Raw genomic sequence first — 24,498 nt, forward strand, 5'->3', positions numbered from 1 at the left:
GCAGCTTCGACGTCTACTTCTGCCATCACAAAGTGCGCACGATCGACTTGTGCCAGGCTGACTAACCTGGATTGGACCTGTTACCCATGTCCTGGCACACCTGTTACCTATGTCCCCGGTCCATACATCCCCGCAGGCGGGGCGAGGGAGTTCTCGGCGGAGGTTCGTTGCGATTGATGCCGAAGGTCGGGAGCCGAAGCCCTGACGCGGGAGTCACTCCGCGCACAACGCGATTGCGCCCGCCGCGCACAATCGCAGCCAACATCGATGCGACCACGGAGATCGACATGGACTTGGGAATTTCGGGCAAGTGGGCCCTGGTGTGCGCGGCTTCGAAGGGGCTCGGCGCCGGCTGCGCCGAGGCGCTGGCCGCGGAGGGCGTCAACGTCGTGATCACCGCGCGCGGTGAGGAGGCGCTGCAGGCCCAGGCCGCGAAGCTGCGGGCGCTCAACCCCGCCGTGCAGGTCGTGGCCGTCGCCGGCGACATCACCACCGAGGCCGGCCGCGCCGCCGCGCTGGCCGCCGCGCCGCGCATCGACATCCTGATCAACAACGCCGGCGGCCCGCCGCCCGGCGACTTCCGCGACTGGGAGCGCGAGCAGTGGCTCGCCGCGCTGGACGCCAACATGCTGACCCCGATCGCGCTGATCAAGGCCACCGTCGACCAGATGGCCGATCGCGGCTTCGGCCGCATCGTCAACATCACCTCCGGCGCGGTGAAGGCGCCGATCGACGTGCTGGGCCTGTCCAACGGCGCCCGCTCCGGCCTGACCGGCTTCGTCGCCGGCATCGCGCGCCAGCCCCGCATCGCCGGCCGCAACGTCACGATCAACAACCTGCTGCCGGGCGCCTTCGACACCGACCGCCTGCAGAAGACCATGGCCGCCGGCGCGCAGAAGTCCGGCCAGCCGCTCGACGAGGTCCGCGCCAAGCGCATGAGCGCGATCCCCGCGCAGCGCTTCGGCAGCGCCGCCGAGTTCGGCGCGATCTGCGCGCTGATGTGCTCGGCCCACGCGGGCTACCTGACCGGCCAGAATGTCCTGCTCGACGGCGGCGCCTACCCCGGCACCTTCTGAGACCTCCGTCCGTCGGTCCGTCAGTCAGTCAGGCCGGATATCCTCTGCGCCGGCCTGACGGCACCGCGAAAGCCGCCACCGGCGCCGCCGATCCGGCGACACCGCGGTCGCGCTCAGCTCAGCTCAGCTCAGCTCAGCTCAGCTCAGCGCCGGCCCGCCGACACCGCGATCCCCGCCACGATCAGCGCGAAGGCCGCGCCATGGAACCAGGCCGGCCATTCGCCCAGCAGCGCGGCCGACATCAGCGCCGCGAACACCGGCGTCAGGTTGGCGAAGAACGCCGCCAGCGCCGGTCCGGCCTGCGCCACGCCCAGGCCCCAGCAGCGATACGCGATCAGCGACGGCCCGATCGCCACGTACGCCAGCGCCGCCGCCAGCGGCCAGCCCCATTGCACCGGCGCGGCGCCGGCCGCCTGCTCCACGCCCGCCGAGCCCCAGCTGAACGCCAGCCCGAACAGCATCTGCGCCGTCAGCAGCGCGGCCCAGTCCCAGGCCGGGCGCTGCCCGCCTTGCATGTGCGCGGGCGGCCGCGCCAGCAGCCAGCTGTAGAAGGCCCAGCTGAGCACGGCCAGCAGCATCAGCAGATCGCCATGCACGAACTCGATCCGCGCCAGCCGCTCCGGATCGCCGCGCGAGATCACCAGCGCCACGCCCGTCACCGACAGCAGCGCGCCGGCCAGTTGGCGCCGCGTCGGCCACACGCGGTAGAAGAGGGCGCCGATGCTGAGCATCCAGACCGGCAGGCTGGCCGCGATCAGCGTCACGTTGAGCGCCGTGGCGCTGTGCAGCGCCTGGTACTGCAGCGCGTTGTAGCAGCCCATGCCCAGCACCCCGGCCAGCGCGAAGTAGCGCCAGCGCCGCCGCAGTGGGGCCAGGTCTTGCAGCAGCGCCCGCGCCGGCCGCGCGATCAGCACGAGCAGCGCCAGCGCCAGCGACCAGCGCATCGCGTTGAGCAGCAGCGGCGGCACCAGCGGCCCCACCGAGCGTCCGACCACGGCATTGCCCGCCCACAGCAGCGGCGGCAGCGTCAGCATCAGGGCCAGGCGTGGGGTCAAGGTCATCGGGGCGAAGCGCTCGCAACAGGAGACTGGCACGATAGCCGCGATCGATGCGTCGGGCGACGCGCGAGCGACATCCCCCCACGAGGAGAACCCTGATGAGCGACAGAGCCGTGCGCATCTCGCGCCAAGGTGGACCGGAGGTCCTGACGATCGAGGCGATCGAGGTCGGCGATCCCGGCCCCGGCGAGATCCGCATCCGCCACGCGGCCTGCGGCCTCAACTACATCGACATCTACCACCGCAGCGGCGCCTACCCGCTGCCGATGCCGTCGGGGCTGGGCATGGAGGGGGCCGGCATCGTGGAGGCGGTGGGCGAGGGCGTCACGCACCTGAAGCCCGGCGACCGCGCCGCCTATGCCTGCCAGCCGGTGGGCGCCTACGCGACCGCGCGCGTGATGCCGGCGCGCAGCGTCGTCAGGCTGCCCGAGTTCCTCAGCTTCGAGCAGGGCGCCGCGATGATGCTCAAGGGCATGACCGTGCAGTACCTGCTGCGGCGCACGCTGCCGCAAGGCGGGCTGCAGCCCGGGGATCACGTGCTCTTCCACGCCGCGGCCGGCGGCGTCGGCCTGATCGCCTGCCAGTGGGCCAAGGCGCTGGGCCTGCAACTGATCGCCACCGCCGGCAGCGATGCGAAATGCCAGCTCGCGCTCGATCACGGCGCGGCGCATGCGATCAACTACTCGACGCAGAACTTCGCCGAGCGCGTGCAGGCCATCACCGGCGGCAAGGGCGTGAAGGTGGTCTACGACTCGGTCGGCGCGTCGACCTGGGAAGGCTCGCTCGCCAGCCTGCGGCCCTTCGGGCTGATGGTCAGCTTCGGCAACGCGTCGGGCCCGGTGCCGCCGGTGGCGCTGGGCGCGCTCTCGGCCAAGGGCCTGTACCTGACGCGGCCCTCGCTGTTCGTGCACCTGAGCTCGCTCGAGGCGACGCAGGAGATCGCCGGCGATCTGTTCAAGGCGGTCGAGAGCGGCGCGGTGAAGATCGCGGTCGAACAGCGCTATCCGTTCGACGAGGTCCAGCGCGCGCATCGCGAGCTGGAAGCCCGCAGCACCACCGGCTCAGGCGTGCTGCTGGTTTGATCCGCCAGAGGCGGGCAGCGGCGGCTCGTCGAGCTCGGCGGCCACCGTCTCCGCGTCGAGCAGCGCGTCGTTGGCGCTGCCTTCGCCCAGGCGGCTGTCCGGACCGCCCGCGTCGGTGACGATGCGGCGCGGCGGCGGCAGCTCGTCCAGCCCCGCCGGCACCGTGTCGCCGCCGAAGTCCGTCGCGCCTGCGCCATCGAGCGCGCCGGGCGCCGACTCGTGGACATCGACATCGACCGTCTCGGTGCGCAGCACCTCGTCCAGCACCAGCGGCTGGGAGACGCGGATCTCGAAGCTGAAGCAGGAACCCGCGCCGGGCTGGCTCTCGACCTGCACCTCGCCGCCCATCAGCTCCACCAGCCGCTTGACGATGGTCAGGCCCAGGCCGGTGCCGCCGTAGCGGCGCGTGATGCTGCCGTCGGCCTGCGTGAAGGGGCTGAAGATCTGCGCGATCTGCTCGCGCGTCATGCCGATGCCGGTGTCATGCACCGCGATGCGCAGCCGCAGCGGGCCGGCCTCGGCCGGGCCGCCGCCATCGATGCGCTGGATGTCGACGCGGACCTCGCCGGTCTCGGTGAACTTGAGCGCATTGCCCACCAGGTTCACCAGGATCTGGCGCAGCCGCAGCGCGTCGCCCAGCAGGTGCAGCGGCACGCCGGGCTGCACGCGCGCATGCAGCTGCAGGCCCTTCTCGTGCGCCTGCAGCAGCAGCGGATGCAGCGCCTCGCGCAGGCAGTCGTGCAGGCTGAACGGCGCCTGGTCGATGATCACGCGGCCGGCCTCGATCTTCGCGATGTCCAGCAGGTCGTTGATGATGACCATCAGCCCCTTGGCCGAGCTGTGCGCCAGCTCGATGAACTTGCGCTGGCGCTCGTTGAGCTCGGTCTGCAGCACCAGCTCCGTCAGCCCCAGCACGCCATTCATCGGCGTGCGGATCTCGTGGCTCATGTTGGCCAGGAAGGAGCTCTTGGCCTGGCTGGCCGCCTCGGCGGCCTCGCGCGCGGCCTCGAGCTGCGATTGCGTGGCCTTGAAGTCGCTGATGTCGCGCGCGTTGAGCTGCAGCACGACTTCGCCGCTGACCGGGTCGCGCATCGGGCGCGCGTCGATGGCGTGCCAGCGTCGGCCGTTGGCGGTGTTGATCTCGAGCTCGGCGCCGAAGGTCTGGCCGCCGCGCACCTGCGCCATGATGCGGCGCGCCAGGTCGGGCTCGGGGAAGATGGCGCTGAAGTCCGTCGCGCCGATGGTCTTGCGCAGGCCGTTGAAGCACATCGCCGCAGCCGGATTGCGCATCAGCACGCTGCCGTCGCGCAGCGAGAACACGGCGATGCGCACCGAGGTGTGCTGCAGCGCCTCGACGCCGCGCAGCAGGCTCTTGTCGACGCCGCTCACCAGCGAGTCCGCCGCGAAGAGCATGACCTGGCGCTTGTCGGGCGTGCGGATCCCGCGCGAGACCAGCATCACCGTCGTCGGCTGGCCCTTGGGGTACAGGGTCCATTGCTCGCGCACCAGCTTGCCCTGCGTGTGATCGGCGGCGGTCACCGCCAGTCGCTCGGCCACCGAGGGGCTCATGTCGCTGAGATCGCGGGAGAGGAACTCCTCCGCGCTGTCCGCGCGCCAGAAGCTCAGCGCGGCGGCATTCGCCCAGAGGTTGCGCTGACGCTCCTGGTCGTAGACCCACATGGGCACATCGAGCCAGTCATAGTGGGTCAGGCAGGAGAAGTCGAGCATGGGGGCGAGGCCCTGTTCTGGTTGCGTTGGGTCGCAGCGGATTGTCGCCGTGGGCCACGGCGTGTCCATGCGCGCGCTGTCCACTTCGTCACGTCGGCAGCGCGGGCGTGGCAGCCCTCGCGCCGCGGCGTGACGGTGTTCCCTTCCTGCAGGCAAGGCTACGCAGACGGGCGCGAAGACGCCAGCCTCGTTTCTCCGGAGGAACCCTCGGTCGGAGGGCGGAAGGCGGGCCATTCAGCGGCGCTCAGCCGCTCTCAGCCGCTCTCAGCCGCGCTTGACGCGGCGCAGCTCGTCCCAGATCAGCAGGACGGCGCCGATGGTGATGGCGCTGTCGGCGATGTTGAAGGACGGGTAGTACCAGCCGGCCCAGTGCAGCTGGATGAAGTCGACCACGTAGCCGTGCAGCAGGCGGTCCACGACGTTGCCCACCGCGCCGCCCAGGATCAGGCTGAGCGCCCAGGCGAACTGCGTCTGATGGCCGTGGCGGCGCAGCAGCCAGACGATGAAGATCGTCGCCGCCGCGCCCAGCGCGACGAAGAACCAGCGCTGCCAGCCCGAGGCGCCCGCCAGGAAGCTGAAGGCCGCGCCGGTGTTGTGCACCCGCACCAGGTTGAAGAAGGGCAGCACGTAGTGGCTGTCCCCGTACTGGAAGCTGTGCAGGATCAGCACCTTGGTGAACTGATCGGCCACGATGACCAGCAGGGCGATGGCCAGCCACTGGATCAGGCGGTTGTTCGACGAGGACGGGGTCTTGGTGGCCATGGCGGCGGGCGGGAAGCGGGCGAAACCCGCAACTGTAGCGCCGGGCGGGCCCTCGCCGTGCGGCTAGAGTGCGGGTCGCATGAGACTCCGCCTCAAGATCCTGTTGCTGGCGCTGCTGCCGCTGGTCGCCTCGCTGCTGCTGATCGCGGTGGCGGTGCGCCAGCAGGAGCGGGAGCTGCTTGCGCGCGAGCACGCCGCCGTGCAGCGCGCCTACATGGACGCGCGCCGCGACGAGCTGCGCCATTACGTCGAGCTGGCCGTCAGCACGCTGCAGCCGCTGTACCAGCGCGCGCCGGGCCTGGCCGCGCAGGGCAGCGCCGCCGACGTCGAGCGCGACAAGCGCGAGGCGCTGCGGCTGCTGTCCTCGCTGGACTACGGCGAGGACGGCTACTTCTTCGTCTACGACCTGCAGGGCCGGGTGCTGATGCACTCGCGCCAGCCCAGCCTGATCGGCCGCGACCTGTGGGAACTGCGCGATCCGCTCGGGCGGCCGACGATCCAGCAGCTGATCGCGCAGGCCAAGGCCGGCGGCGGCTATGTCGACTACCTCTGGCGCAAGCCCTCCAGCGGCGAGATGGCGCCCAAGCTCGGCTACGTCGTGGCGATGGAGCGCTGGAACTGGATGCTTGGCACCGGGCTCTACCTGGACGGCATCCGGGCGACGCTGGAGCAGCTCGATCGCGAGGCCCAGGCCAACATCGCCCGCACGATGTGGGGCATCGCGGCGATCGCGGTCTTCGGCGTGGCGCTGATCAGCGCCTGCGCGCTGGCGCTGAACCTGAGCGAGCACCGCCAGGCCGAGGCCAGGCTGCGCGCGCTGGCGCATCAGGTCGTGCGCTCGCAGGAGGACGAGCGCGCGCACCTCTCGCGCGAGCTGCATGACGGGGTCAGCCAGACGCTGGTCTCGACCAAGCTGCTGATCGAATCCGCGCAGCAGAGCGGCGCGACCACGCTGCTGCCGCGCGCGCTGGAGCGGCTGAACGACAGCCTCACCGAGGTGCGGCGGCTGTCGCACCGGCTGCGGCCCGCGCTGCTGGACACGCTGGGCCTGCCGGCCGCGCTGGAGCACCTGGCGCGCGAGTTCGACGAGGGCGGCGCGGTGCCCGTGTCGCTGCGCGTGGCCGGCCAGCCGCGCGAGCTGCCGGAGCTGCTCAACACGGTGCTGTTCCGCGTCGCGCAGGAGGCGCTGACCAACGTCGCCAAGCACGCGGGCGCGGCGCGCGTGGAGATGTCGCTCGAATTCGCGCCCCCGGACCCGAAGGGCGAGCCCGGCGGCGTGCTGCTGCGCGTGCTGGATGACGGCGCCGGCTTCGATCCCGACGACGCCGAGCGGGCCGATCCGCACCTGGGCATCGGCCTGCGCAACATGCGCGAGCGGCTGGCCTCGGTCGACGGCGCGCTGGACCTGCAGTCCAGCCCCGGCCATGGGACGCAGATCGAGGCGATCGTGCCGGCCGCCGCGATCCGGCGGCTGGCGCGCGACAATCCCGCCTCATGAACCCCGAGTCCTCCTCCGGAGCTGATCGCGGCACCGATCACGGCACCGACCGCGCCGCCCCCGTGCGCCTGCTGCTGGTCGACGACCATCCGCTGGTGCGCGAGGGCGTGCGCTCGCGGCTGCAGGGCGAGGCGCGCTACCTCGTCGTCGGCGAGGCCGGCAACGCGGAGGAGGCGATGGTGATGCTGATCGCCACGCAGCCGCAGGTGGTGCTGCTGGATGTCGGGCTGAAGGGACACAACGGCATCCAGCTCGCGCAGACGATGCTGGAGCGCGCGCCCGACCTGCGCGTGCTGATGTACAGCATGTACGACAACCCCGAGTACGTGCAGCGCGCGCTGCAGGCCGGTGCCCGCGGCTACGTGCTCAAGGACGCGCCGGCGGGCGAGATCGTCGCGGCCATCGACGCGGTCGCCGCGGGAGGCACCTTCCTCAGCCCGGGCGTGTCCAAGCGCATGTTCCGCAGCCAGCAGCCGCGTCCCATCCTTTCGCCGCGCGAGAGCGAGATCCTCTCGGCGCTCGGGCGTGGTGAATCGAGCAAGCAGATCGCCAAGGCGCTGGACCTGTCGGTGCGCACCGTCGAGACGCATCGCCAGAACATCAAGCGCAAGCTCGAGCTCGAGGGCCAGGCCGAGCTGATCCGCTACGCGGTGGAGCACGCGCGCGGTTTGCACCGGGACCTGTCGTAAACCCGGCGCGGTCCCGGCGCGGTCCCGGCGCGGTCCGCGCGCGGGGAACCGCGCCCCCGGGCCCCGGCACGCAGCGCAGCTTCGTCTCGCGCGCTCCGGCGCCTTCGACCATGTGGCCTGCTCCCGCTGGTGCTTCCTTCCACTTCCCGATCGTTGTCGAGGACGACGAGGCCCCGGGCGATGCGCCGGGCGCCTCGATGGCGCCGGCCGCGCCCGCCGCCACCGCCACCGCCTTGACGGCCTTGCCGCTTGACCTGCTCGAGCGCTGGCTCGCGGACTTCGAGTGTCACGAGGCCTGGCTCGGCTCCAGGGACCCCATGCGGCACGGGTGCTTTCTGATCCGGCTCATGGCCGAGCTGCGCGCGATGGCGGCCATTCCCGCCGCCTGCGAGGTGCTTGTCACTTGCCAGCGGCTGAACCGTGAACCGCCGTCGAGCGCCGCGCAACGCGTGCTGCCGGCGATCGCGGGACGGGCGCAGGTGCGGCTCTGGATCACGGTGTCCATGCTCTACACGGGGGAATGCGAGGTCGGCTGGGGCCATGTCGCGACGCGGGGCGGGCAGGACTGGCCCGTCATGGCAGCCAGCGCGCGCCTGGAGCCGAGGAAGGTGTTCGACCTGATCTGCGCGGCGGCCCGGAGCGCTCATGGGCTCTGCGGCCAGACGGTGCCGAGCTGCTGCGCCGACGGTGCCGCCCTGCGCGACGCCCTGGCCATGCGTCTGCGCCAGCACCTGCTGCGCAGTCCCGGTCTTGCGCTGTCGATCTGCACGCAGTTCCCGCTGGTCCGGCGGTTCTGCGCGCTGCAGCCTTCGCTGGAACAGCGGGAGGCGAATCGGCGGGCGAGCGCGCAGCAGCTCCATGCGGACTCCGCCCGCCCCGGGGACTATCGCGTTCCTCCCGAGGTCGTGAGGGTGCTGCAAAGCAACCCGCGCTGGTGGACGGGGCTCTCCCGCACGGATCGGCGCATGCGGATCGCCCATGGGCTGGGATTCAGTCCTTCCGCGCTGGCGGCATTGATCACCCACAGCGGCCGCCTGACCCTGCATGGCCGGCAGATGGCCTGTCCGCACCTGGTGGATCCGGCGACCCCGGAACAGCTGCGTGAAGTCAAGGACCAGACGGCGTCGGAAGGGGCATGCGTGCGGGCTCTGTTCGCCCGCCGCATGAGCCTGGCGCAGGCGCTGGCGGGGGGATTGATCCGCATGCGCGGGCTCCGGAGCTCGGCCTGGCGGGACGAGGATCCGCCGCCGCCCGTGCCGGGCGATCAGGGTTAGCCCCTAAGCGCTATCACGCGGCCGGACTAGTCCGCGCGACGGATGTGGGAAACCGCGGCGGCACGGAAACTGCCGGCTGCAAGACATGCACCCGCGACCCCGGGCCGGCGAATGCCGCCGGGGCGCGTCCATAAGGAGACATCGATGACGAACATGAGTCGCCACCTCGCCTGGGCGGGCGTGGCAGTCCTGGGGGCGTTCGCCCTGGCCACCGTGGCGCTGGCGCGCGGTGAGGCGGTGAGCGCGCTGTGGGTCGTCGTCGCGGCGATCTGCGTCTACCTGATCGGCTACCGCTACTACAGCCTGTTCCTGGCCACGAAGGTGCTGGGCCTGGACCCGGCGCGGCAGACGCCCGCCTGGAAGCACAACGACGGGCTGGACTTCGTTCCCACCCACAAGTACGTGCTGTACGGCCACCATTTCGCCGCCATCGCGGGTGCCGGCCCGCTGGTGGGGCCGGTGCTGGCCGCGCAGATGGGCTACCTCCCTGGGCTGCTGTGGATCCTGGCCGGCGTGATCTTCGCCGGCGCGGTGCAGGACTTCATCGTGCTGTTCATCTCCACGCGCCGCGACGGCCGCTCGCTGGGCGACCTGGTCAAGCAGGAGATGGGCACGGTGCCCGGCGTGATCGCGCTGTTCGGCGCCTTCATGATCATGATCATCATCCTGGCGGTGCTGGCGCTGATCGTGGTGAAGGCGCTGGCGGGCTCGCCCTGGGGCACCTTCACCGTGGCGGCGACGATCCCGGTGGCGCTGTTCATGGGCGTGTATCTGCGCTTCATCCGTCCGGGCCGCATCGGCGAGGTGTCCATCATCGGCTTCGTGCTGCTGATGCTGGCGATCATCGGCGGCCAGTGGGTGCATGAGAGCCCGGCCTGGGCGCCGCTGTTCACCTACGACGGCAAGGCGCTGACCTGGATGCTGATCGGCTACGGCTTCGTGGCCGCCTGCATCCCGGTGTGGCTGCTGCTGGCGCCGCGCGACTACCTGTCCACCTTCCTGAAGATCGGCACCATCATCGCGCTGGCCGTGGGCATCGTGATCGTCGCGCCGCCGATGCAGATGCCCTCGTTCACGCAGTTCGCGGCCGGCAACGGTCCGGTGTGGTCGGGCAACCTGTTCCCCTTCCTGTTCATCACCATCGCCTGCGGCGCGGTGTCGGGCTTCCATGCGCTGATCAGCTCGGGCACCACGCCCAAGATGCTGGACAACGAGGTCAACGCGCGCTTCATCGGCTACGGCGGCATGCTGGCCGAATCCTTCGTGGCGGTGATGGCGCTGGTGGCGGCCTCGTGCATCGAGCCGGGCGTGTACTTCGCGATGAACAGCCCGGCCGCGCTGGTGGGCAGCACGCCCGAGACGGTCGCGGCGACGCTGTCGACCTGGGGCTTCGTGGTCACGCCGGAGATGCTGGTGCAGACCGCCAAGGACGTCGGCGAGAACACCATCCTGGCGCGCGCCGGTGGCGCGCCGACGCTGGCGGTGGGCATGGCGCACATCCTGCATCAGGTGGTGGGCGGCAAGGCGATGATGGCGTTCTGGTACCACTTCGCGATCCTGTTCGAGGCGCTGTTCATCCTGACCGCGGTCGATGCGGGCACGCGCGCGGGCCGTTTCATGCTGCAGGACCTGCTGGGCACCTTCGTGCCGGCGCTCAAGCGCACGGAGTCGCTGCCGGCCAACCTGATCGCCACGGGTCTGTGCGTGGCCGCGTGGGGTTACTTCCTGTACCAGGGCGTGGTGGATCCGCTGGGCGGCATCAACACGCTGTGGCCGCTGTTCGGCATTGCCAACCAGATGCTCGCCGCGGTGGCGCTGCTGCTGGGCACGGTGGTGCTGTTCAAGATGAAGAAGGACCGTTACGCGTGGACGACGATCGTGCCGGCGGCGTGGCTGCTGGTGTGCACGATGACGGCGGGCTGGCAGAAGATCTTCAGCGCCGATCCGAAGGTCGGTTTCCTGGCGCACGCGTCGAAGTACGCGGACGCGCTCGCCTCTGGCAAGGTGCTGGCGCCGGCGAAGAGCCTGGACGCGATGGAGCGCGTGATCTTCAATGACCGGCTGGATGCGGCGCTGTGCGGGCTGTTCATGTTCGTCGTGATCAGCGTGCTGGTGTACAGCGTGAAGGCGGTGCTGAAGGCGCGTGCCGAGCGCCGCCCGACGGTGCACGAGACGCCGTTCGAGCGCATGCCCGAGGGCGCGACGGCGGGCGGCCATGCTTAAGCAGGCCGCGCAGGCGACGCAGGCTGCCCTGCAGGCGGGCGCCGAGCTGCTGCAGGCGGGCCGCTACATGGCGCGCGGCGTGCGCCAGCAGCTGATCGGCGCCGACTACGGCGCCTATCTCGCGCACATGGCCCGCACGCATCCGGAGCAGGCGCCCCTGAGCTACGAGGCCTTCTTCCGAGAGCGTCAGGAGGCGCGTTACAGCTCCCGCACGGGCCGCTGCTGCTGACGGCCGCGCCCGGACCATCGACGACGGCCCTGCGGGGCCGTCGCTGTTTCCGCACCGGCCTGGCAGGCTGCCGTACCGGCCTGGCGGGAACGAGGCGACCCGCTCCTCGGATCGGTGGTCAACCCTGACCGGGATGAGCATGCCGGTCATGGCGGCGCGGGCGGGCCTTGCCCAGAATTTTTGGCTCCATCCACTCCCGGAGCCTTCATGCCCGCCCGTATCCTCACCGGCTCGCGCCGTCCACTGCTCGCGCTCTTGCTGCCCTGCGCGCTGGCGGCGACGCAGGCCCGCGCCATCGTCATCAACGAGGGCGCATTCACCGGCCGGGGCGGCGACCTGGCCAACGTCGAGGCCACGTCCGCGCACGTGGACCAGCAGTTGCTCAAGGAAAGCGTGAAACCGCGCTTCCATTCAGCAGGATTGCTCAAGCTCTTCTCCGTGAGCGCCGAACCGGGTTGCGAACAGACGAACGCGACCTGGCTCGGCGAGGACGAGGCGTACTTCTACCTTCTCGCCGGAGCGGTCTGCCTCAGCGGACGGGACGTGAACGCCCAGACCCGTCTCGCGCAGGTCGAGTTCATCGATTGGCGGGAGAAGTCCGTGATCAGCGGCGAAGCCAGGATCTTCTTTCCCGGGTACGGCAAGGCCGATCGCATGGCCGTGGTTCGCATGCCCCGGCCGGCGGACAAGCCGCTGGACATCCTCAAGCCGCTGCTGCCGCCGGTCCGGATCAGCGACACCTACCGCTACTCGGACGGACAGACCAACCAGGCGCATCGCTCGATGGAGGGGGTGGGTTACGGTCTGGGGGGCGTCGGAAGCCAGGCAAACACGGTGCGCGCGCGCCGCTTCGGCCTCGCCGTGAGGCAGGACGACGGAGCCCACAGCATCCATGACAATCCCCACGACTCCCTCCTGCTGTATGACGCCAAGACGGATGCCGACCGATGGGCGCGCGCGGCCAAGGGAGACAACGGCAGCGGCTGGTATGAACGCAGGGCGTCCGAAGTGATGCTGACCGACGTCACCAACGGGTATGGCAAGGACCGCACGGCCACCGAGCGGGTGGCGTCTCATGCGCGCTGGATCGAGGGCATTTTTCCGGGCGTGCGCATCGCGCGGCGGACGCTGCATGTGTTCGATGGCAGCTGGGCAGACGCGTACCCGTTGACCGAACGGCGCCCTCTGGTCACCACCGATTTCAGCCTGGACGGCCTCTCCGGCGAGCGGCGCCACGGCGTGTATTTCAAGGTGCCGTCGGAGCCGCAGGCCGGTCCGATGCGGTCTGGCGCGCCTGGGCACACCCGCTTCGAGGTGGCGGTGAAGGATGAGCAGTCGGGCGTGGCGACGCGGCTGAGCTTGCGTGGACAGAAGATGACGCCTTGCGCGGGCCTGCTCGCGATGAACGACCCGACCGGGTGCGAGCAAGGGGAAGACGGCCGGCTGATGCTCAGCTACTGGCCGGAGGACAACCCGGGGTTGGCGCCGGGACGCGTGTTCATCGGCACCTTCGACATCGCGGGCCTGTTCGGCTGTCCCCCGGCCAGCCCGGCAGATCCGACATGCATCAACCTCCTCAATCCCGACGTGTTTCGGGTCGACGTGCGGATCGCCACGCGGGCGCTGGGGCGCGTCACGGCGAAGGCACCGTTCGAATGGGACTACAAGGGCGCCGTGCATCGGCGAGGCATCGTGCCGGCGGGCGAGGAGAAGCGGCCCAACCGCTTCACCTTCAGCGTGCCCGCGCAAGACGGCGTCATGCAAGCCGTCGAGGTGAGCACGACCCCCAAGTCGAAACAGCCGGACCGCCTCATCGCCGTGGTCGTGCACGACGTGCTGCGGCAGAAGGCGGAATGGATCCATGACGGCCCCAACTCCTTCGGCAGACACATGCCCAGGACCACGCGCGTGATCCAGCTTCGCGCGCAGATGGGGCAGGGCTGCGGCGAAGCCAAGCCTTGCGCGCCGCAGGACCGGAAACGCCGCCTGACGGTCGCCTTCGTGAAGGAGGACAACCCCGATCTGCCGCCGGGCATCTACCGCGGCCGGTTCGACATGGACGGCAGCCACATATCGGGCGCCGGGACGGAGCAGAACAGGCTGAGCGTGGATGTGGATCTGGACACGCTCTGAGCGGGGGCAGCGCCGCTTTTCCTCGTCGACGTCCCCGTCCGGCCTGAGGTGCGCCATGCGCTGGCGGTAACCAAGCGGCTCCTTCACCGCCTTGAGGAGTTGCGATGCGGCGACTGCCTGTGGGACCGGCCCTGTTGATGGGCGCGGTCCTTTCCTTGTTCCTGACCACCCCGCGAGCGGCGGACCCGTCGATCGAGCCGGCCGGCACCGAACGCGCGAAGCGTCAAAAGCGCGTTGCCGTCGACCGGCCGTTCCTCGAGCAGCAGCTCAAGGACGGATCGTTCGAGGCGTTGCTGGGACCTCTTGCGCAGGAGCGCATGCCGCAGGCCACCGGGCCCAGCCTCGATGAGCAGCTGCATCGGGTGAGCCTTGCGACGCCCTTCCTGGCAGTCGGCCGTCTGGACGTCCAAGGAAAGGGTTGGTGCACGGCCACATGGCTTGGTGAGAACGCGGGTCACACCTACGTGCTGACTGCAGCCCATTGTCTGAGCGCGCAGACCGCTCCCGCGATGCGCGACCACGCGACTTTCGTCGGATGGAACGGCAGCGTGCTCGCCAAAGGATGGGGCTGGGCGTTCATCCCCCCTGAGGCCGTGGGCGACGGCCGCCGTGCAGACATCGCGCTGCTGCGGCTGCCGACGCTTGCAATTCCCAAGGATCGCGAGGGAGAGCGTCTGATGCAGCCGCTGCTGTACGACGGGCAGGATGAGTCCGGCTGGCCGCTGCACTTAGTCGGCTACGGCTCGTCGGAGACTTGGGAACTGCAGGGCGAAGGGCAGCGCCGATGGGGGCTCGCCGCCCCGCCCATCGACAGTGACGGTGGGCGCAGGCTGAGGACCGGCTTCCTGGCGGACTCTCCGAGGAAATCGGATCCGGAGCCGCTGATGGATTGGGCTCGCGTGGCGAGCGGCGACAGCGGATCCGGCGGGTGGCAGGCGCCCCGCGGCTACTGGAGCATGGCGGCCGTCTTCTCGACCGCAACGCCGGGAGCGCGGGACTGGGGCCCAATGTCCTCCACGTCGTACGGAACCAGGATGTCCCGTTTCCTGCCCTGGGCGAAGGACCTCTATCCCGGTCTTGCCACCTTCAGCGATCGCTTGACGGTGACCGCGACGACGCCTTTCGTGTCGCGCAATCACGCGCTGGATGTCGGCAAGGGAACGGTCTACTACACGATTCCATCGCAGGACGGCGCGAGCGGTCCGACTGAACGGCTCTGGTCCGCATCGCAGACGCACAGCACCCTGCGCGTGCTCCTCACCGACGAATTGACCGGACATCGCGACGAGGTCAGGTTGCGTGGATGGCGCGACGCGGGCTGTGGCTTGAAAGTGCGGATGGAGGATGGCGTTGGCTGCGTGACCGACAAACGGCAAGGAACCCTCATCCTGTCGTTTCATCCCGAAGACAACCCGGGCCTGAAGCGCGGCCGCTATGTCGGCCAGTTCGAAGTCGAGGCCAAGGGCTGGCACGTTCCCGAGTACAGCGAGCGCTTCACGGTGCGGGTGAAGCTGAACCACCACCTCGAAGGCTCGGTGTCCAGCTCCGAGCCGTTCATTTCATCGCTGCCGACGATGCTCCATCCGCACTTCGTCGGGCCGTCCCAGGAACGGGCCGTCGGGTCTTCGGCGCCCACCCAACAGGGAGACGGCGAGTTCAGCGTGATCGACCTGACCGTCCGGGATGCCGTCCTTCAGCAGGATCGACGGATCAAGTTGCGTGGGCAACGCGTGTTGGCATGCGGGAGGTTCGGTATTCCAGCCGTTCGACGGATGGAGGACTCGGGGCCGTGCGGTTCGGCGGAGCCAGCGGCGAGTTTGCTCAAGGTCAGCTTCGATCCTGCGGACAACCCCGGTCTGCGGCCTGGCCTCTATCGCGGAAAGTTGTGGATCCAGGCCATCCAGGGGACGTCAGAGCCGGAACTCCTGCAGGTCGACGTGAACATCGAAACGCTCTTCGCCGGGGAGAACCTCCTCAGTCACCTTCGCCGCTTCGTCGGTTTCGATCCGACAAGAGGGACGCAGCCCGCGCACAGGTAAGGCAAGAATTGAGGCATGCCTCGCTTCGCCGCCAACCTGAGCTTCCTCTACCCCGATCTGCCGTTCCTCGATCGTTTCGCCGCTGCTGCGCGCGACGGATTCGAGGGGGTGGAGTGCATGTTCCCCGAGGGTATGCCGGTGGCCGAGTTCCGCGCGCGTGCGCGGGGTGAGGGTTTGCGCGTGGCGCTGATCAACGCCCCGGCGGGGGACTGGGCCGCGGGTGAGCGGGGGCTGGCCTCGCTCGCGGGCCGGGAGGCTGATTTCCGCGATTCGATCGAGCGGGCGCTCGCGTATGCGGCGGAGGTGGCATCGCCGCGGGTGCATGTGCTCGCGGGTCTGCTGCCGGCCGGTGCCGATCGCGAAGCGGCGATCGAACGCTACGAGGCGCGGCTGCGCTGGGCGGCGGAGCAGGCGCAGTGCGCGGGCATCGCGTTGATGATCGAGCCCATCAATCCCTTCGACATGCCGGGCTACCTCCTGCAGCGCCAGGACGAGGCGCACCAGATCGTCGAGCGCATCGGCGCCGCGAACCTGATGGTCCAGATGGACCTGTACCACTGCGGCCGTGTGGAGGGGGACGTCGTCGCGCAGGTGAGGCGTCACCTGCCCACCGGCCGCGTCGGACATCTGCAGATTGCCGGTGTGCCGGACCGGCACGAGCCGGATGTCGGCACGTTCGACTGGCGGGTGGCGCTCGCCGCCATTGACGAGATCACCGCGTCCACCGGCTGGGATGGCTGGGTCGGTTGCGAATACCGGCCGCGCCTGGGGCTTGCGCCCGGAGGCACGAGTGCCGGACTGGGATGGATGCGGGTCGATGAATGCCGCGCAGCGCGGCGGCCGGAGCCATCCGCTTGACGTACGCCGGCATTGCCGGCTGACTTGCATCCGTCATCGGTGGCCAGCGCGTCAGTCAGCGGCTGGTCACCGCGCGCAAATCCGGTCAATGGCAACCCTTCGCCTGTGCTCGCAACATCCCGATCCCTTCCTGATCTGGAGTTGTCTTGCCGTCGAAGAAGCCCCATGCCACCCGCTCGCGAGCGAGCGTGATGGTCCTGTCCCTCGGTGTCCTGCTCGTGCCGCTCGCCGCCCGGGCGGTGGCCATCAGCGAATCGAAGTTCATCGAGCTTGGCGGCAATCTGGCCGCGCTGGATGCGACCTTTCCCCGGGTCGCCGACCTCCTGCATCAACGCAGTCTGGCCGATCAGTTCCTGCCGGTGGGCCGCCTCTCGGGATGCACGGCGACCTGGCTGGGCGAGGACGGGCCGCACACCTACCTGCTGACAGCGGCGCACTGCCTCTCCTCGTCCAGTGGCCGAGCGGTCGTCAACCGCCGCTCCTTCCAGGACTGGCGCGGGCAGGTCGTCGCCGAGGGCGATGGGCTGGCTTTCGTGCCGCCAGAGCCGCAGGACGACCCCGGCGTCTGGCGCTGCGTCGACGATGTCGCCGTGCTGAGATTGCCGCGCGTGAGCACGCCGGTCGATCAGCGCGGCAAACCGCTGGAGCGGCCCACCCTCGGCGAACAGGCTCTTTCAGCGGGGGAAACCGTCCACTTCGTCGGATACGGCCATACGGGCGTGGGAAGGGCTCACAGGGCACTGCCCATGCCGCAGAAGCGGATCACCGGTGAAGCCGCGGTCATGAGATTCCTCTTTGCGGAACGGGCGCTTGTCGCCACGCAGTTCGAACCCGTGGCTGCCAGCCCGTCATGGGCATTGCTGAAGCCCGGCGACAGCGGATCCGCGTGGTGGCGATCATGGCGGGGCTATTGGGAGGTGTCGGCCATTTCTTCCGCCGCCTACGACCCCGCCAAGGTGCGGAGCCCCGAGGCGTTCGGCTCCCACCTGCCTCGCCATGCGGCCTGGATCCACCGCGTCTTCCCCGGCGCGGTGCTGCATTCGGAGCGCATGGCGGTCACCGCGTCCAGCCCCTTCGTGTCCAGGAACCATGCGCGCGACCCGTCCGGATCCAGCGTCCATTTCGTCGTTCCCGCGCAGCCGGGCGTGACCGGGCCCGCCGTGAGCCAGTGGTCCGGCACGGCGGGAGACAGCAGGATCGTCGTGCAGGCGAGGGAGGCCCGTACGGGCGCGTTGGCCGGGATCCGGCTTCGCGCCCACCGCGACAGCGATTGCCGGCAGTCCGCCATGGAGGACGCGGCCCCCTGTGCCGACGCGCGCAGCAATCGGCTGACGGTGGCGTTCCTGCCGGCCGACAACCCGCTCCTGAAGCCGGGGATCTACACCGGCCGCTTCGATGTCGAGGTCCTGGCCGGCATGGACCGATCGCGGCAGGAACGGCTGACGCTGCATCTGGACATCCGTCATCTGCTCAGAGGACGCGTGACCGCCGGGACGGCGTATCGCTCGCCCAATGTCGCGGAGCGGGCGTCGCAGGGCACCGTCTACTACACGGTGCCCGCGCAGGACGGAGCGCAAGGGCCGCGCACCGGTGTCTGGAGCGGCAGTCCGGGCCCCAGCCGGATCGAGGTGGCGGTGCATGACGCCGTGACCGGGATCGAGCGCCAGATCCAACTGCGCGCCGAGCGCGATCCGCGGTGCGGCGGCCGGTCGACGCGCATGGAGGATGGCATCACCTGTCAGCGGGCCGTGGCGGGACCGGTCACGGTGAGCTTTCACGCACAGGACAACCCCGGCCTGCCCGCCGGCCTGCATCGCGGCCGGCTGCTGCTCCAGGCGCGGGCCTGGATGGACCCCGCCTTCGAGCAGTTGATCGAACTCGACGTCGAGCTGGACACGCTCGAGGGGGGCGGGCGGTGAGTCACCGCCAGTGAGCAATCAAGCGATCAGGCGATCGAGCGCTGCTCGCCTTCGCCGTGGAGGTTGCTGTCGCAGCGGCCGCAGATCGTCGGATGCGCCGGGTTGATGCCGACGTCCGCGCGGTAGTGCCAGCAGCGCTCGCACTTCTGGTGCTCCGATGGCGTCACCGTGATGCTGAGCTCCGGCGCCAGCGCGACGCTGGCGGCCGAGGTGATCAGCACGAACTTCAGGTCGTCGCCCAAACTGCCCAGCAGCGCCAGGTCCTCGGCGTTCAGGCCCAGCGCCACCTCGGCCTGCAGCGACGCGCCGATGCGGCCTTCCGAGCGCACCGCCTCGATCGCCTTGTTCACCGCATCGCGGATCTCGTGGATGCGGTTCCACTTCGCGATCAGGCCGTCGTCATGCGCGACGCCGAAGGACCAGTAGGTCTCGGTGAAGATGGTCTCGCCCGGCTGCTTGCCGGCGAAGACCTTCCACGCCTCCTCGGCGGTGAAGCTCAGGAACGGCGCCATCCAGCGCAGCATCGCGTGCGTGATGTGCCACAGCGCCGTCTGCGCCGAGCGGCGCGCCAGCGACTTCGGCGCGGTCGTGTACAGCCGGTCCTTCAGCACGTCGAGATAGAACGCGCCCAGGTCCTCCGAGCAGTACACCTGCAGCTTGGCCACCACCGGGTGGAACTCGTAGCGCTGGTAGTGCGCCAGGATCTCCTGCTGGAACTGCGCGGCGCGCGCCAGCGCGTAGCGGTCGGCCTCCAGCAACTGGTCCAGCGGCACCGCGTCCGCGGCCGCGTCGAAGTCCGAGGTGTTGGCCAGCAGGAAGCGCAGCGTGTTGCGGATGCGGCGGTAGCCGTCCACGACGCGGTCCAGGATCTTCTTGTCGCCGGCGATGTCGCCCGAGTAGTCCGACGCCGCCACCCACAGCCGGATGATCTCGGCGCCCAGCGACTTGCTGGTCTCCTGCGGGTCGACGCCGTTGCCCAGCGACTTGCTCATCTTGCGGCCCTGGCTGTCCACGGTGAAGCCGTGGGTGAGCAGGCCGCGATAGGGCGCGCGGCCGTTGATCGCGCACGAGATCAGCAGCGACGAGTGGAACCAGCCGCGATGCTGGTCATGGCCTTCGAGATAGAGGTCGGCCTCCGGGCCGGTCTCGTGCGCCGCGCCGGCGTGCGAGCCCTTGAGCACGTGCTGGAAGGTGGAGCCCGAGTCGAACCACACGTCCAGGATGTCCTGGCCCTTCGAGTACTGCTCGGCCTCGGCGCCCAGCCACTCGGCCGGGTCGAGCTTGGACCAGGCCTCGATGCCACCGGCCTCGACCAGCTGCGCGGCGCGCTCGATGAACTCCAGCGTCTTCGGATGCGGCTGGCCGCTGTCCTTGTGCAGGAAGATCGGCAGCGGCACGCCCCAGCTGCGCTGGCGCGAGATGCACCAGTCGGGACGGCCCGCGATCATGTCGTGCAGGCGTGTCCGGCCGTTCTCCGGATAGAAGCTGGTCTGCTCGATCGCGTCCAGCGCCAGCTGGCGCAGCGTCTTGTCGGCCTTGTCGACGGTGAACACGCCGTCGCCTTCATCCATGCGGACGAACCACTGCGCCGCGGCGCGGTAGATCACCGGGCTCTTGTGGCGCCAGCAGTGCGGGTAGCTGTGCTTGATCTTGCTCTGCGCCATCAGGCGGCCGGCGTCCTGCAGCGCCGCGGCGATCACCGGATTGGCCTTCCAGATGTGCTGGCCGCCGAACAGCGGCAGTTCGGCCTCGTAGACGCCGTTGCCCTGCACCGGGTTCTTGATGTCCTTGAACGTCATCCCGTGCGCCATGCACGAGTTGAAGTCGTCCACGCCGTAGGCCGGCGCCGAGTGGACCACGCCGGTGCCGTCGTCGGCGGTGGCGTAGTCGGCCAGGTAGACCGGGCTCTCGCGGTCAAAGCCCGGATGAACGTGCGCCAGCGGATGCTTGAACTTCAGCAGCTCGAGCGACTTGCCCGGCGTGACGGCGACCTGCCGGCCCTCGATGCCCCAGCGCGCCAGGCACTTCTCGACCAGCGCCTCGGCCACGACGAAGTAGCCGCGCTCGGTGTCGACCAGCGCGTACGGGAGCTCCGGGTTCAGGTTCAGCGCCTGGTTGGCGGGGATGGTCCAGGGCGTGGTCGTCCAGATGACGGTGAACGCCTCCTTGTCCAGCTTCGGCAGGCCGAAGGCTGCCGCCAGCTTGTCCGGCTCGGCGCTCAGGAAGGCCACGTCCACGGCCGGGGAGTCCTTGTCGGCGTACTCGATCTCGAACTCGGCCAGCGAGGAGCCGCAGTCGAAGCACCAGTACACCGGCTTGAGGCCGCGGTACACGAAGCCGCGCTCGAACAGGCGCTTGAGCACGCGGATCTCGCCGGCCTCGTTCTTGAAGTCCATCGTGCGGTAGGGGTGGTCCCAGTCGCCCAGCACGCCCAGGCGCTTGAAGTCGGCGCGCTGCTGGTCGATCTGTTCGCCGGCGTACTTGCGGCTCTTGGCCTGGACCTCGTCGCGCGGCAGGCCGCGGCCGAAGGTCTTCTCGATCTGGTTCTCGATCGGCAGGCCATGGCAGTCCCAGCCCGGGATGTAGGCGGCGTCGAAGCCCTCGAGCTGGCGCGCCTTGACGATCATGTCCTTCAGGATCTTGTTGACCGCGTGGCCCATGTGGATCTGGCCGTTGGCGTAGGGCGGGCCATCGTGCAGCACGAACTTGGGCTTGCCCTGGCGCGAGACGCGCAGCCGCTGGTAGATGCCCTGGTCCTCCCATTCCTTGACCCAGCCCGGCTCGCGCTTGGGCAGGTCGCCGCGCATTGGGAACGCGGTATCGGGCAGGTTGAGCGTCGAGCGGTAGTCGGGCTTGGACGTGTCGGTCATGGCGGGGGCAATCGAAGAGGGCGGACCCCGGCGTGCGCGGGGCGGCGAGGCATGAAGAGAAGGGCGCGGAGGCGGCCAGGAGCACGGGGCTGCGCGCCGGCTGAGCGCAGGGGAGGGCGGTCAGCCCTTCAAATTCGGTCGCGGGTGGTCTGGCGGCGGACGGCGGCGTGGGTGGACGCCTGTTGCGCGAAGTACTCGCGCGCCTGACGGACGTCTTCGCGGATCGCGGCCGTCAACGAATCAAGCCCGTCGAAACGGGCTTCATCGCGCAGTTTTTGGAGGAGTTCCACCCGGACGAGTTTACCGTAGGCCTCGCCGGGCCCCAGCCGCGCGGCCAGCGCGGCCGGCCAGTCCAGCGCGTGGACTTCCAGCAGCACCCGGCCGGCGTCCTCGACGGTCGGCCGCACGCCCAGCGAGGCCACGCCGTCCAGCGCCGCGCCGGTGTCGCCGTCCAGGCCATGGACGCGCACCGCGAAGATGCCGTGCGCGGCGGGCTTGTCGTGATCGAAGCGCAGGTTCAGCGTGCGGAAGCCGTCGCCGGCGCCGGGCGCCGTTTCCGCCAGCTGGCGGCCCAGCTTCTGGCCATGGATCACGTGGCCCGAGATCGCGTACGGCCGCCCCAGCAGCCGCGCCGCGCCGTCCATGTCGCCGGCGGCCAGCGCCTCGCGCACGGCCGAGCTCGACACCCGCAGCCCGTGGACCTCGTAGCTCATCATCCGGGCGACGTCGAAGCCCAGCCGCTGACCGGCCGCGTCCAGCGTCGCGTAGTCGCCCTGGCGTTTGGCGCCGAAGCGGAAGTCGTCGCCGACCAGCACGTATTTCGCGCCCAGGCCGTCCACCAGCACCTGCTGGATGAAGTCCTGCGCGGGGAGCGAGGCCAGCGCCTCGTCGAAGCGCAGCACCACGACCTGGTCGATGCCGCAGCGCTCGAGCTCCTGGAGCTTGTCGCGCAGCGTCGCGATGCGGGCCGGCGCGAGTTCGGGCTTGCCGAGCTTCCTGGCGAAGAAGTCGCGCGGATGCGGCTCGAAGGTCAGCACGCAGGCCGGCAGGCCGCGGTGGCGGGCCTCCGACAGCAGCAGCGCCAGCATCGCCTGATGGCCGCGATGGACGCCGTCGAAATTGCCGATCGTCAGCGCGCACTGCGCTGCGATGCCGGGATGGTGGAAGCCGCGGAAGACCTGCATAGGGGGCGGATTATCGGCGGGATGGCGGGCAGGTGCCGCGTGACGACGGCCAACAGCTCGTCCATCTCGAAGGGCTTGGGCAGGTAGTCGTCCATGCCCGCGGCCAGGCAGCGGGCACGGTCGTCGTCGACGGCGCTGGCGGTCAGCGCCACCACCGGCGTGCGCGGCAGCAGCCGGCGGGCCTCCTCCTGGCGCCAGGCGGCCGTGGCCGCGAGGCCGTCGAGCTCCGGCATCTGGCAGTCCATCAGGACCAGGTCGACGCGCTGCGCGCCCAGCCGCTCGAGCGCCTCGCGGCCGTTGCCCGCCGGCACCACCTCCAGCCCGCAGCGCTCCAGCATCGTGGTGGCGACCAGCAGGTTGACCGGGCTGTCGTCGACCTGCAGCACGCGGCCTTCGAGCACCGGCAACGGGGACGCGGCCGCTGCGGCGGTCGCTGCCGATGCGGCCGCCGGGGTGCGCGGCGACGCCTCCTCGCCGCCGCAGGCCTGCAGCGGCAGCGTGAACTCGAACACCGAGCCCTGGCCCGGCGCAGAGGCGCAGCGCAGGTCGCCGCCCATCGCGCGGGCGAGCTCGCGCGAGATCGTCAGCCCCAGCCCGGCGCCATCGCGGCGCGCCTTGTCGGCGGCCTGCTCGAAGGGCGCGAAGATGCGCTCCAGCTGATCGGCCGGAATGCCGTCGCCGGTGTCCTTGACGGCGAAGCGCAGCAGGGTGCCGGCGCGCATGTCCAGCACCGACGAGACCTCGACGCTGACGCTGCCCTGGTCGGTGAACTTGATGGCATTGCCCACGAGGTTGTGCAGCACCTGCTGGATCCGCGACGCATCGCCCATCGCCCGCGCGGGCAGCTGCGGCGCGATGGCCAGCTCGAAGCGCAGGCCCTTGGCGCGCGCGGTCTCGCCCAGCAGCCGGGCGACGTCGCTGGCGACCTCGCGGATGTCGAAGGGCTGGGCCTGGACGACGAGCTTGCCCGATTCGATGCGCGCCAGGTCCAGGATGTCGTTGACCAGCGTCAGCAGGTGCTTGCCCGAGCGCCGCACGATGTCCACCTGCTCGCGCTGCTGCGGCGTGAGATCGCCGCGCTCCAGCAACTGCGCCATGCCGATGATGCCGTTCAGCGGCGTGCGGATCTCATGGCTCATCACCGCGACGAAGCGGCTCTTGCTGCTGCTGGTCTCCTCGGCCGCGTCCAGCGCCAGACGCCGCTGCTCGGCCAGCCGCGCCTGCTCGAAGCGCAGCCGCAGCAGCTCCAGCGTGCGGGCCTCGATGCGGCGGGACTCGAGCACCGTCAGCAGCCAGAACATCGCCAGCCCGCCGACGCTGAGCCAGCCGGTCGTGCCGCCCTGCATCGCGAGCCGGATCGCCAGCGGCGCGACCACCAGCGACGCGAACAGCGCCTGCCCGCGCGCCCAGTGGCCCAGGGACACCATGGTGAAGGCGACCAGGCCGACCAGCGTGGTCATGATGGCGCCGTCGATCTCGGGCAGGTTGGGCGTGGCGAAGAGCGCGCCGATCACCCCCCACGCCAGGCCGTCCAGGCCCAGGCCGATCAGGTAGCGGCGTTCCCAGTCGGGCGAGGCGCGCTCGCGCAGCGGCAGGCGCAGGAAGCGGCGCGCCTGCAGCGTGCGCCACAGCGAGAGGCCCCAGCGCACGGCCAGCCAGCCCAGCAGGTCGACCTCGGGCAGGTGTTGCCACAGCAAGGCGACCGGCAGCAGGCTGAACAGCGCGCCGATACAGGCCGGCATGGCCACGCGGGCCTGCAGGCTGGTCAGGCGTTCGGCCCGGACCTGGACCGCCACCTGCAGGGCGTCGGCGTCCCCGTGTTGTTCGTTGTCTGAAGTTCCCATACGACCCGGCCGTCGAGGATCTCGGCCGCGCC

The 24,498-nt window shown here is 70.2% G+C and carries 17 protein-coding genes; 11 read left to right on the plus strand and 6 right to left on the minus strand.

Annotated features, from left to right (window positions below):
- Nucleotides 1-287 precede the first annotated feature (287 nt).
- On the plus strand, nucleotides 288-1,076 hold the full coding sequence (locus tag ABDW61_RS20610; RefSeq protein ID WP_343641366.1) for an SDR family oxidoreductase: 789 nt from the start codon (nucleotides 288-290) through the stop codon (nucleotides 1,074-1,076).
- Between the two features lie 143 nt (nucleotides 1,077-1,219).
- Here the strand turns inward: ABDW61_RS20610 and ABDW61_RS20615 are convergent, their stop codons facing one another.
- Nucleotides 1,220-2,137: a DMT family transporter gene (locus tag ABDW61_RS20615; protein WP_343641368.1), complete on the minus strand. Its 918-nt coding sequence runs from the start codon at nucleotides 2,135-2,137 to the stop codon at nucleotides 1,220-1,222.
- A 95-nt stretch (nucleotides 2,138-2,232) separates the two neighbouring features.
- On the opposite strand from ABDW61_RS20615, the gene ABDW61_RS20620 reads away from it, so the two are divergent.
- Nucleotides 2,233-3,216 carry a quinone oxidoreductase gene (locus tag ABDW61_RS20620; RefSeq protein ID WP_343641370.1) on the plus strand — a complete coding sequence of 328 codons (984 nt, stop codon included), beginning with the start codon at nucleotides 2,233-2,235 and terminating at the stop codon, nucleotides 3,214-3,216.
- On the opposite strand, the gene ABDW61_RS20625 is transcribed toward ABDW61_RS20620, so the two are convergent.
- Together ABDW61_RS20625 and lspA are read right to left on the minus strand one after the other, a co-directional pair.
- Entirely contained in the window at nucleotides 3,196-4,944 is a 1,749-nt protein-coding gene (locus ABDW61_RS20625; RefSeq protein ID WP_343641371.1) for an ATP-binding protein, read from the minus strand. The genes ABDW61_RS20620 and ABDW61_RS20625 overlap by 21 nt on opposite strands.
- Nucleotides 4,945-5,208: 264 nt before the next feature.
- The gene (gene lspA, locus ABDW61_RS20630; protein WP_343641372.1) at nucleotides 5,209-5,706 is read right to left on the minus strand and encodes a signal peptidase II; all 498 of its coding nucleotides are present in this window, start codon (nucleotides 5,704-5,706) and stop codon (nucleotides 5,209-5,211) included.
- 79 nt (nucleotides 5,707-5,785) lie between these two features.
- Between lspA and ABDW61_RS20635 the strand changes: the two genes are divergently transcribed.
- The 9 genes from ABDW61_RS20635 (at nucleotide 5,786) to ABDW61_RS20675 (ending at nucleotide 18,568) form a co-directional block, all read left to right on the plus strand.
- Nucleotides 5,786-7,204 (plus strand): cache domain-containing protein, encoded by a 1,419-nt coding sequence (locus tag ABDW61_RS20635; protein WP_343641374.1) that lies wholly within the window; start codon nucleotides 5,786-5,788, stop codon nucleotides 7,202-7,204.
- Nucleotides 7,201-7,893 carry a response regulator transcription factor gene (locus ABDW61_RS20640; RefSeq protein ID WP_343641375.1) on the plus strand — a complete coding sequence of 231 codons (693 nt, stop codon included), beginning with the start codon at nucleotides 7,201-7,203 and terminating at the stop codon, nucleotides 7,891-7,893. The genes ABDW61_RS20635 and ABDW61_RS20640 overlap by 4 nt, the downstream gene beginning before the upstream one ends.
- 197 nt (nucleotides 7,894-8,090) lie before the next feature.
- On the plus strand, nucleotides 8,091-9,167 hold the full coding sequence (locus ABDW61_RS20645) for a hypothetical protein (RefSeq protein WP_343641377.1): 1,077 nt from the start codon (nucleotides 8,091-8,093) through the stop codon (nucleotides 9,165-9,167).
- Between the two features lie 144 nt (nucleotides 9,168-9,311).
- A complete protein-coding gene (locus ABDW61_RS20650; protein WP_343641378.1) occupies nucleotides 9,312-11,390 on the plus strand; it encodes a carbon starvation CstA family protein in 2,079 nt (692 codons plus the stop codon).
- Nucleotides 11,383-11,619 carry a YbdD/YjiX family protein gene (locus ABDW61_RS20655; protein ID WP_343641379.1) on the plus strand — a complete coding sequence of 79 codons (237 nt, stop codon included), beginning with the start codon at nucleotides 11,383-11,385 and terminating at the stop codon, nucleotides 11,617-11,619. The genes ABDW61_RS20650 and ABDW61_RS20655 overlap by 8 nt, the downstream gene beginning before the upstream one ends.
- Nucleotides 11,620-11,826: 207 nt before the next feature.
- The gene (locus ABDW61_RS20660; protein ID WP_343641380.1) at nucleotides 11,827-13,752 is read left to right on the plus strand and encodes a hypothetical protein; all 1,926 of its coding nucleotides are present in this window, start codon (nucleotides 11,827-11,829) and stop codon (nucleotides 13,750-13,752) included.
- Nucleotides 13,753-13,856: 104 nt separating this feature from the next.
- Nucleotides 13,857-15,791, plus strand: a complete 1,935-nt coding sequence (locus ABDW61_RS20665) for a hypothetical protein (RefSeq protein ID WP_343641382.1) — start codon at nucleotides 13,857-13,859, stop codon at nucleotides 15,789-15,791.
- Between the two features lie 15 nt (nucleotides 15,792-15,806).
- Complete coding sequence (locus ABDW61_RS20670) at nucleotides 15,807-16,649, plus strand: TIM barrel protein (RefSeq protein WP_343641384.1); 843 nt, start codon at nucleotides 15,807-15,809, stop codon at nucleotides 16,647-16,649.
- A gap of 146 nt (nucleotides 16,650-16,795) precedes the next feature.
- On the plus strand, nucleotides 16,796-18,568 hold the full coding sequence (locus ABDW61_RS20675; RefSeq protein ID WP_343641386.1) for a trypsin-like serine protease: 1,773 nt from the start codon (nucleotides 16,796-16,798) through the stop codon (nucleotides 18,566-18,568).
- A gap of 26 nt (nucleotides 18,569-18,594) precedes the next feature.
- Here ABDW61_RS20675 and ileS read toward each other — a convergent pair whose 3' ends face one another.
- The 3 genes from ileS to ABDW61_RS20690 all read right to left on the minus strand — a co-directional run bounded on the left by ileS (nucleotide 18,595) and on the right by ABDW61_RS20690 (nucleotide 24,466).
- The gene (ileS, locus tag ABDW61_RS20680; RefSeq protein WP_343641388.1) at nucleotides 18,595-21,438 is read right to left on the minus strand and encodes an isoleucine--tRNA ligase; all 2,844 of its coding nucleotides are present in this window, start codon (nucleotides 21,436-21,438) and stop codon (nucleotides 18,595-18,597) included.
- Between the two features lie 128 nt (nucleotides 21,439-21,566).
- Nucleotides 21,567-22,622, minus strand: coding sequence for a bifunctional riboflavin kinase/FAD synthetase (locus ABDW61_RS20685; RefSeq protein WP_343641390.1), 1,056 nt, complete (start codon nucleotides 22,620-22,622; stop codon nucleotides 21,567-21,569).
- Nucleotides 22,568-24,466 (minus strand): ATP-binding protein, encoded by a 1,899-nt coding sequence (locus tag ABDW61_RS20690; RefSeq protein WP_343641392.1) that lies wholly within the window; start codon nucleotides 24,464-24,466, stop codon nucleotides 22,568-22,570. Before ABDW61_RS20690 ends, ABDW61_RS20685 begins: the two co-directional genes overlap by 55 nt.
- Between the last annotated feature and the right edge of the window lie 32 nt (nucleotides 24,467-24,498).

Source organism: Roseateles sp., from assembly GCF_039595595.1.
Taxonomy (GTDB): domain Bacteria; phylum Pseudomonadota; class Gammaproteobacteria; order Burkholderiales; family Burkholderiaceae_C; genus Roseateles.

Bases quoted from the DNA above. Each gene is read 5' to 3' on its own strand.
- ABDW61_RS20665 (WP_343641382.1), top strand. From the start codon at position 13,857: ATGCGGCGACTGCCTGTGGGACCGGCCCTGTTGATGGGCGCGGTCCTT.
- lspA (WP_343641372.1), bottom strand. From the start codon at position 5,706: ATGGCCACCAAGACCCCGTCCTCGTCGAACAACCGCCTGATCCAGTGG.
- ABDW61_RS20625 (WP_343641371.1), bottom strand. From the start codon at position 4,944: ATGCTCGACTTCTCCTGCCTGACCCACTATGACTGGCTCGATGTGCCC.
- ABDW61_RS20655 (WP_343641379.1), top strand. From the start codon at position 11,383: ATGCTTAAGCAGGCCGCGCAGGCGACGCAGGCTGCCCTGCAGGCGGGC.
- ABDW61_RS20690 (WP_343641392.1), bottom strand. From the start codon at position 24,466: ATGGGAACTTCAGACAACGAACAACACGGGGACGCCGACGCCCTGCAG.
- ileS (WP_343641388.1), bottom strand. From the start codon at position 21,438: ATGACCGACACGTCCAAGCCCGACTACCGCTCGACGCTCAACCTGCCC.
- ABDW61_RS20650 (WP_343641378.1), top strand. From the start codon at position 9,312: ATGACGAACATGAGTCGCCACCTCGCCTGGGCGGGCGTGGCAGTCCTG.
- ABDW61_RS20660 (WP_343641380.1), top strand. From the start codon at position 11,827: ATGCCCGCCCGTATCCTCACCGGCTCGCGCCGTCCACTGCTCGCGCTC.
- ABDW61_RS20670 (WP_343641384.1), top strand. From the start codon at position 15,807: ATGCCTCGCTTCGCCGCCAACCTGAGCTTCCTCTACCCCGATCTGCCG.
- ABDW61_RS20620 (WP_343641370.1), top strand. From the start codon at position 2,233: ATGAGCGACAGAGCCGTGCGCATCTCGCGCCAAGGTGGACCGGAGGTC.
- ABDW61_RS20635 (WP_343641374.1), top strand. From the start codon at position 5,786: ATGAGACTCCGCCTCAAGATCCTGTTGCTGGCGCTGCTGCCGCTGGTC.
- ABDW61_RS20610 (WP_343641366.1), top strand. From the start codon at position 288: ATGGACTTGGGAATTTCGGGCAAGTGGGCCCTGGTGTGCGCGGCTTCG.
- ABDW61_RS20685 (WP_343641390.1), bottom strand. From the start codon at position 22,622: ATGCAGGTCTTCCGCGGCTTCCACCATCCCGGCATCGCAGCGCAGTGC.
- ABDW61_RS20615 (WP_343641368.1), bottom strand. From the start codon at position 2,137: ATGACCTTGACCCCACGCCTGGCCCTGATGCTGACGCTGCCGCCGCTG.
- ABDW61_RS20640 (WP_343641375.1), top strand. From the start codon at position 7,201: ATGAACCCCGAGTCCTCCTCCGGAGCTGATCGCGGCACCGATCACGGC.
- ABDW61_RS20645 (WP_343641377.1), top strand. From the start codon at position 8,091: ATGGCGCCGGCCGCGCCCGCCGCCACCGCCACCGCCTTGACGGCCTTG.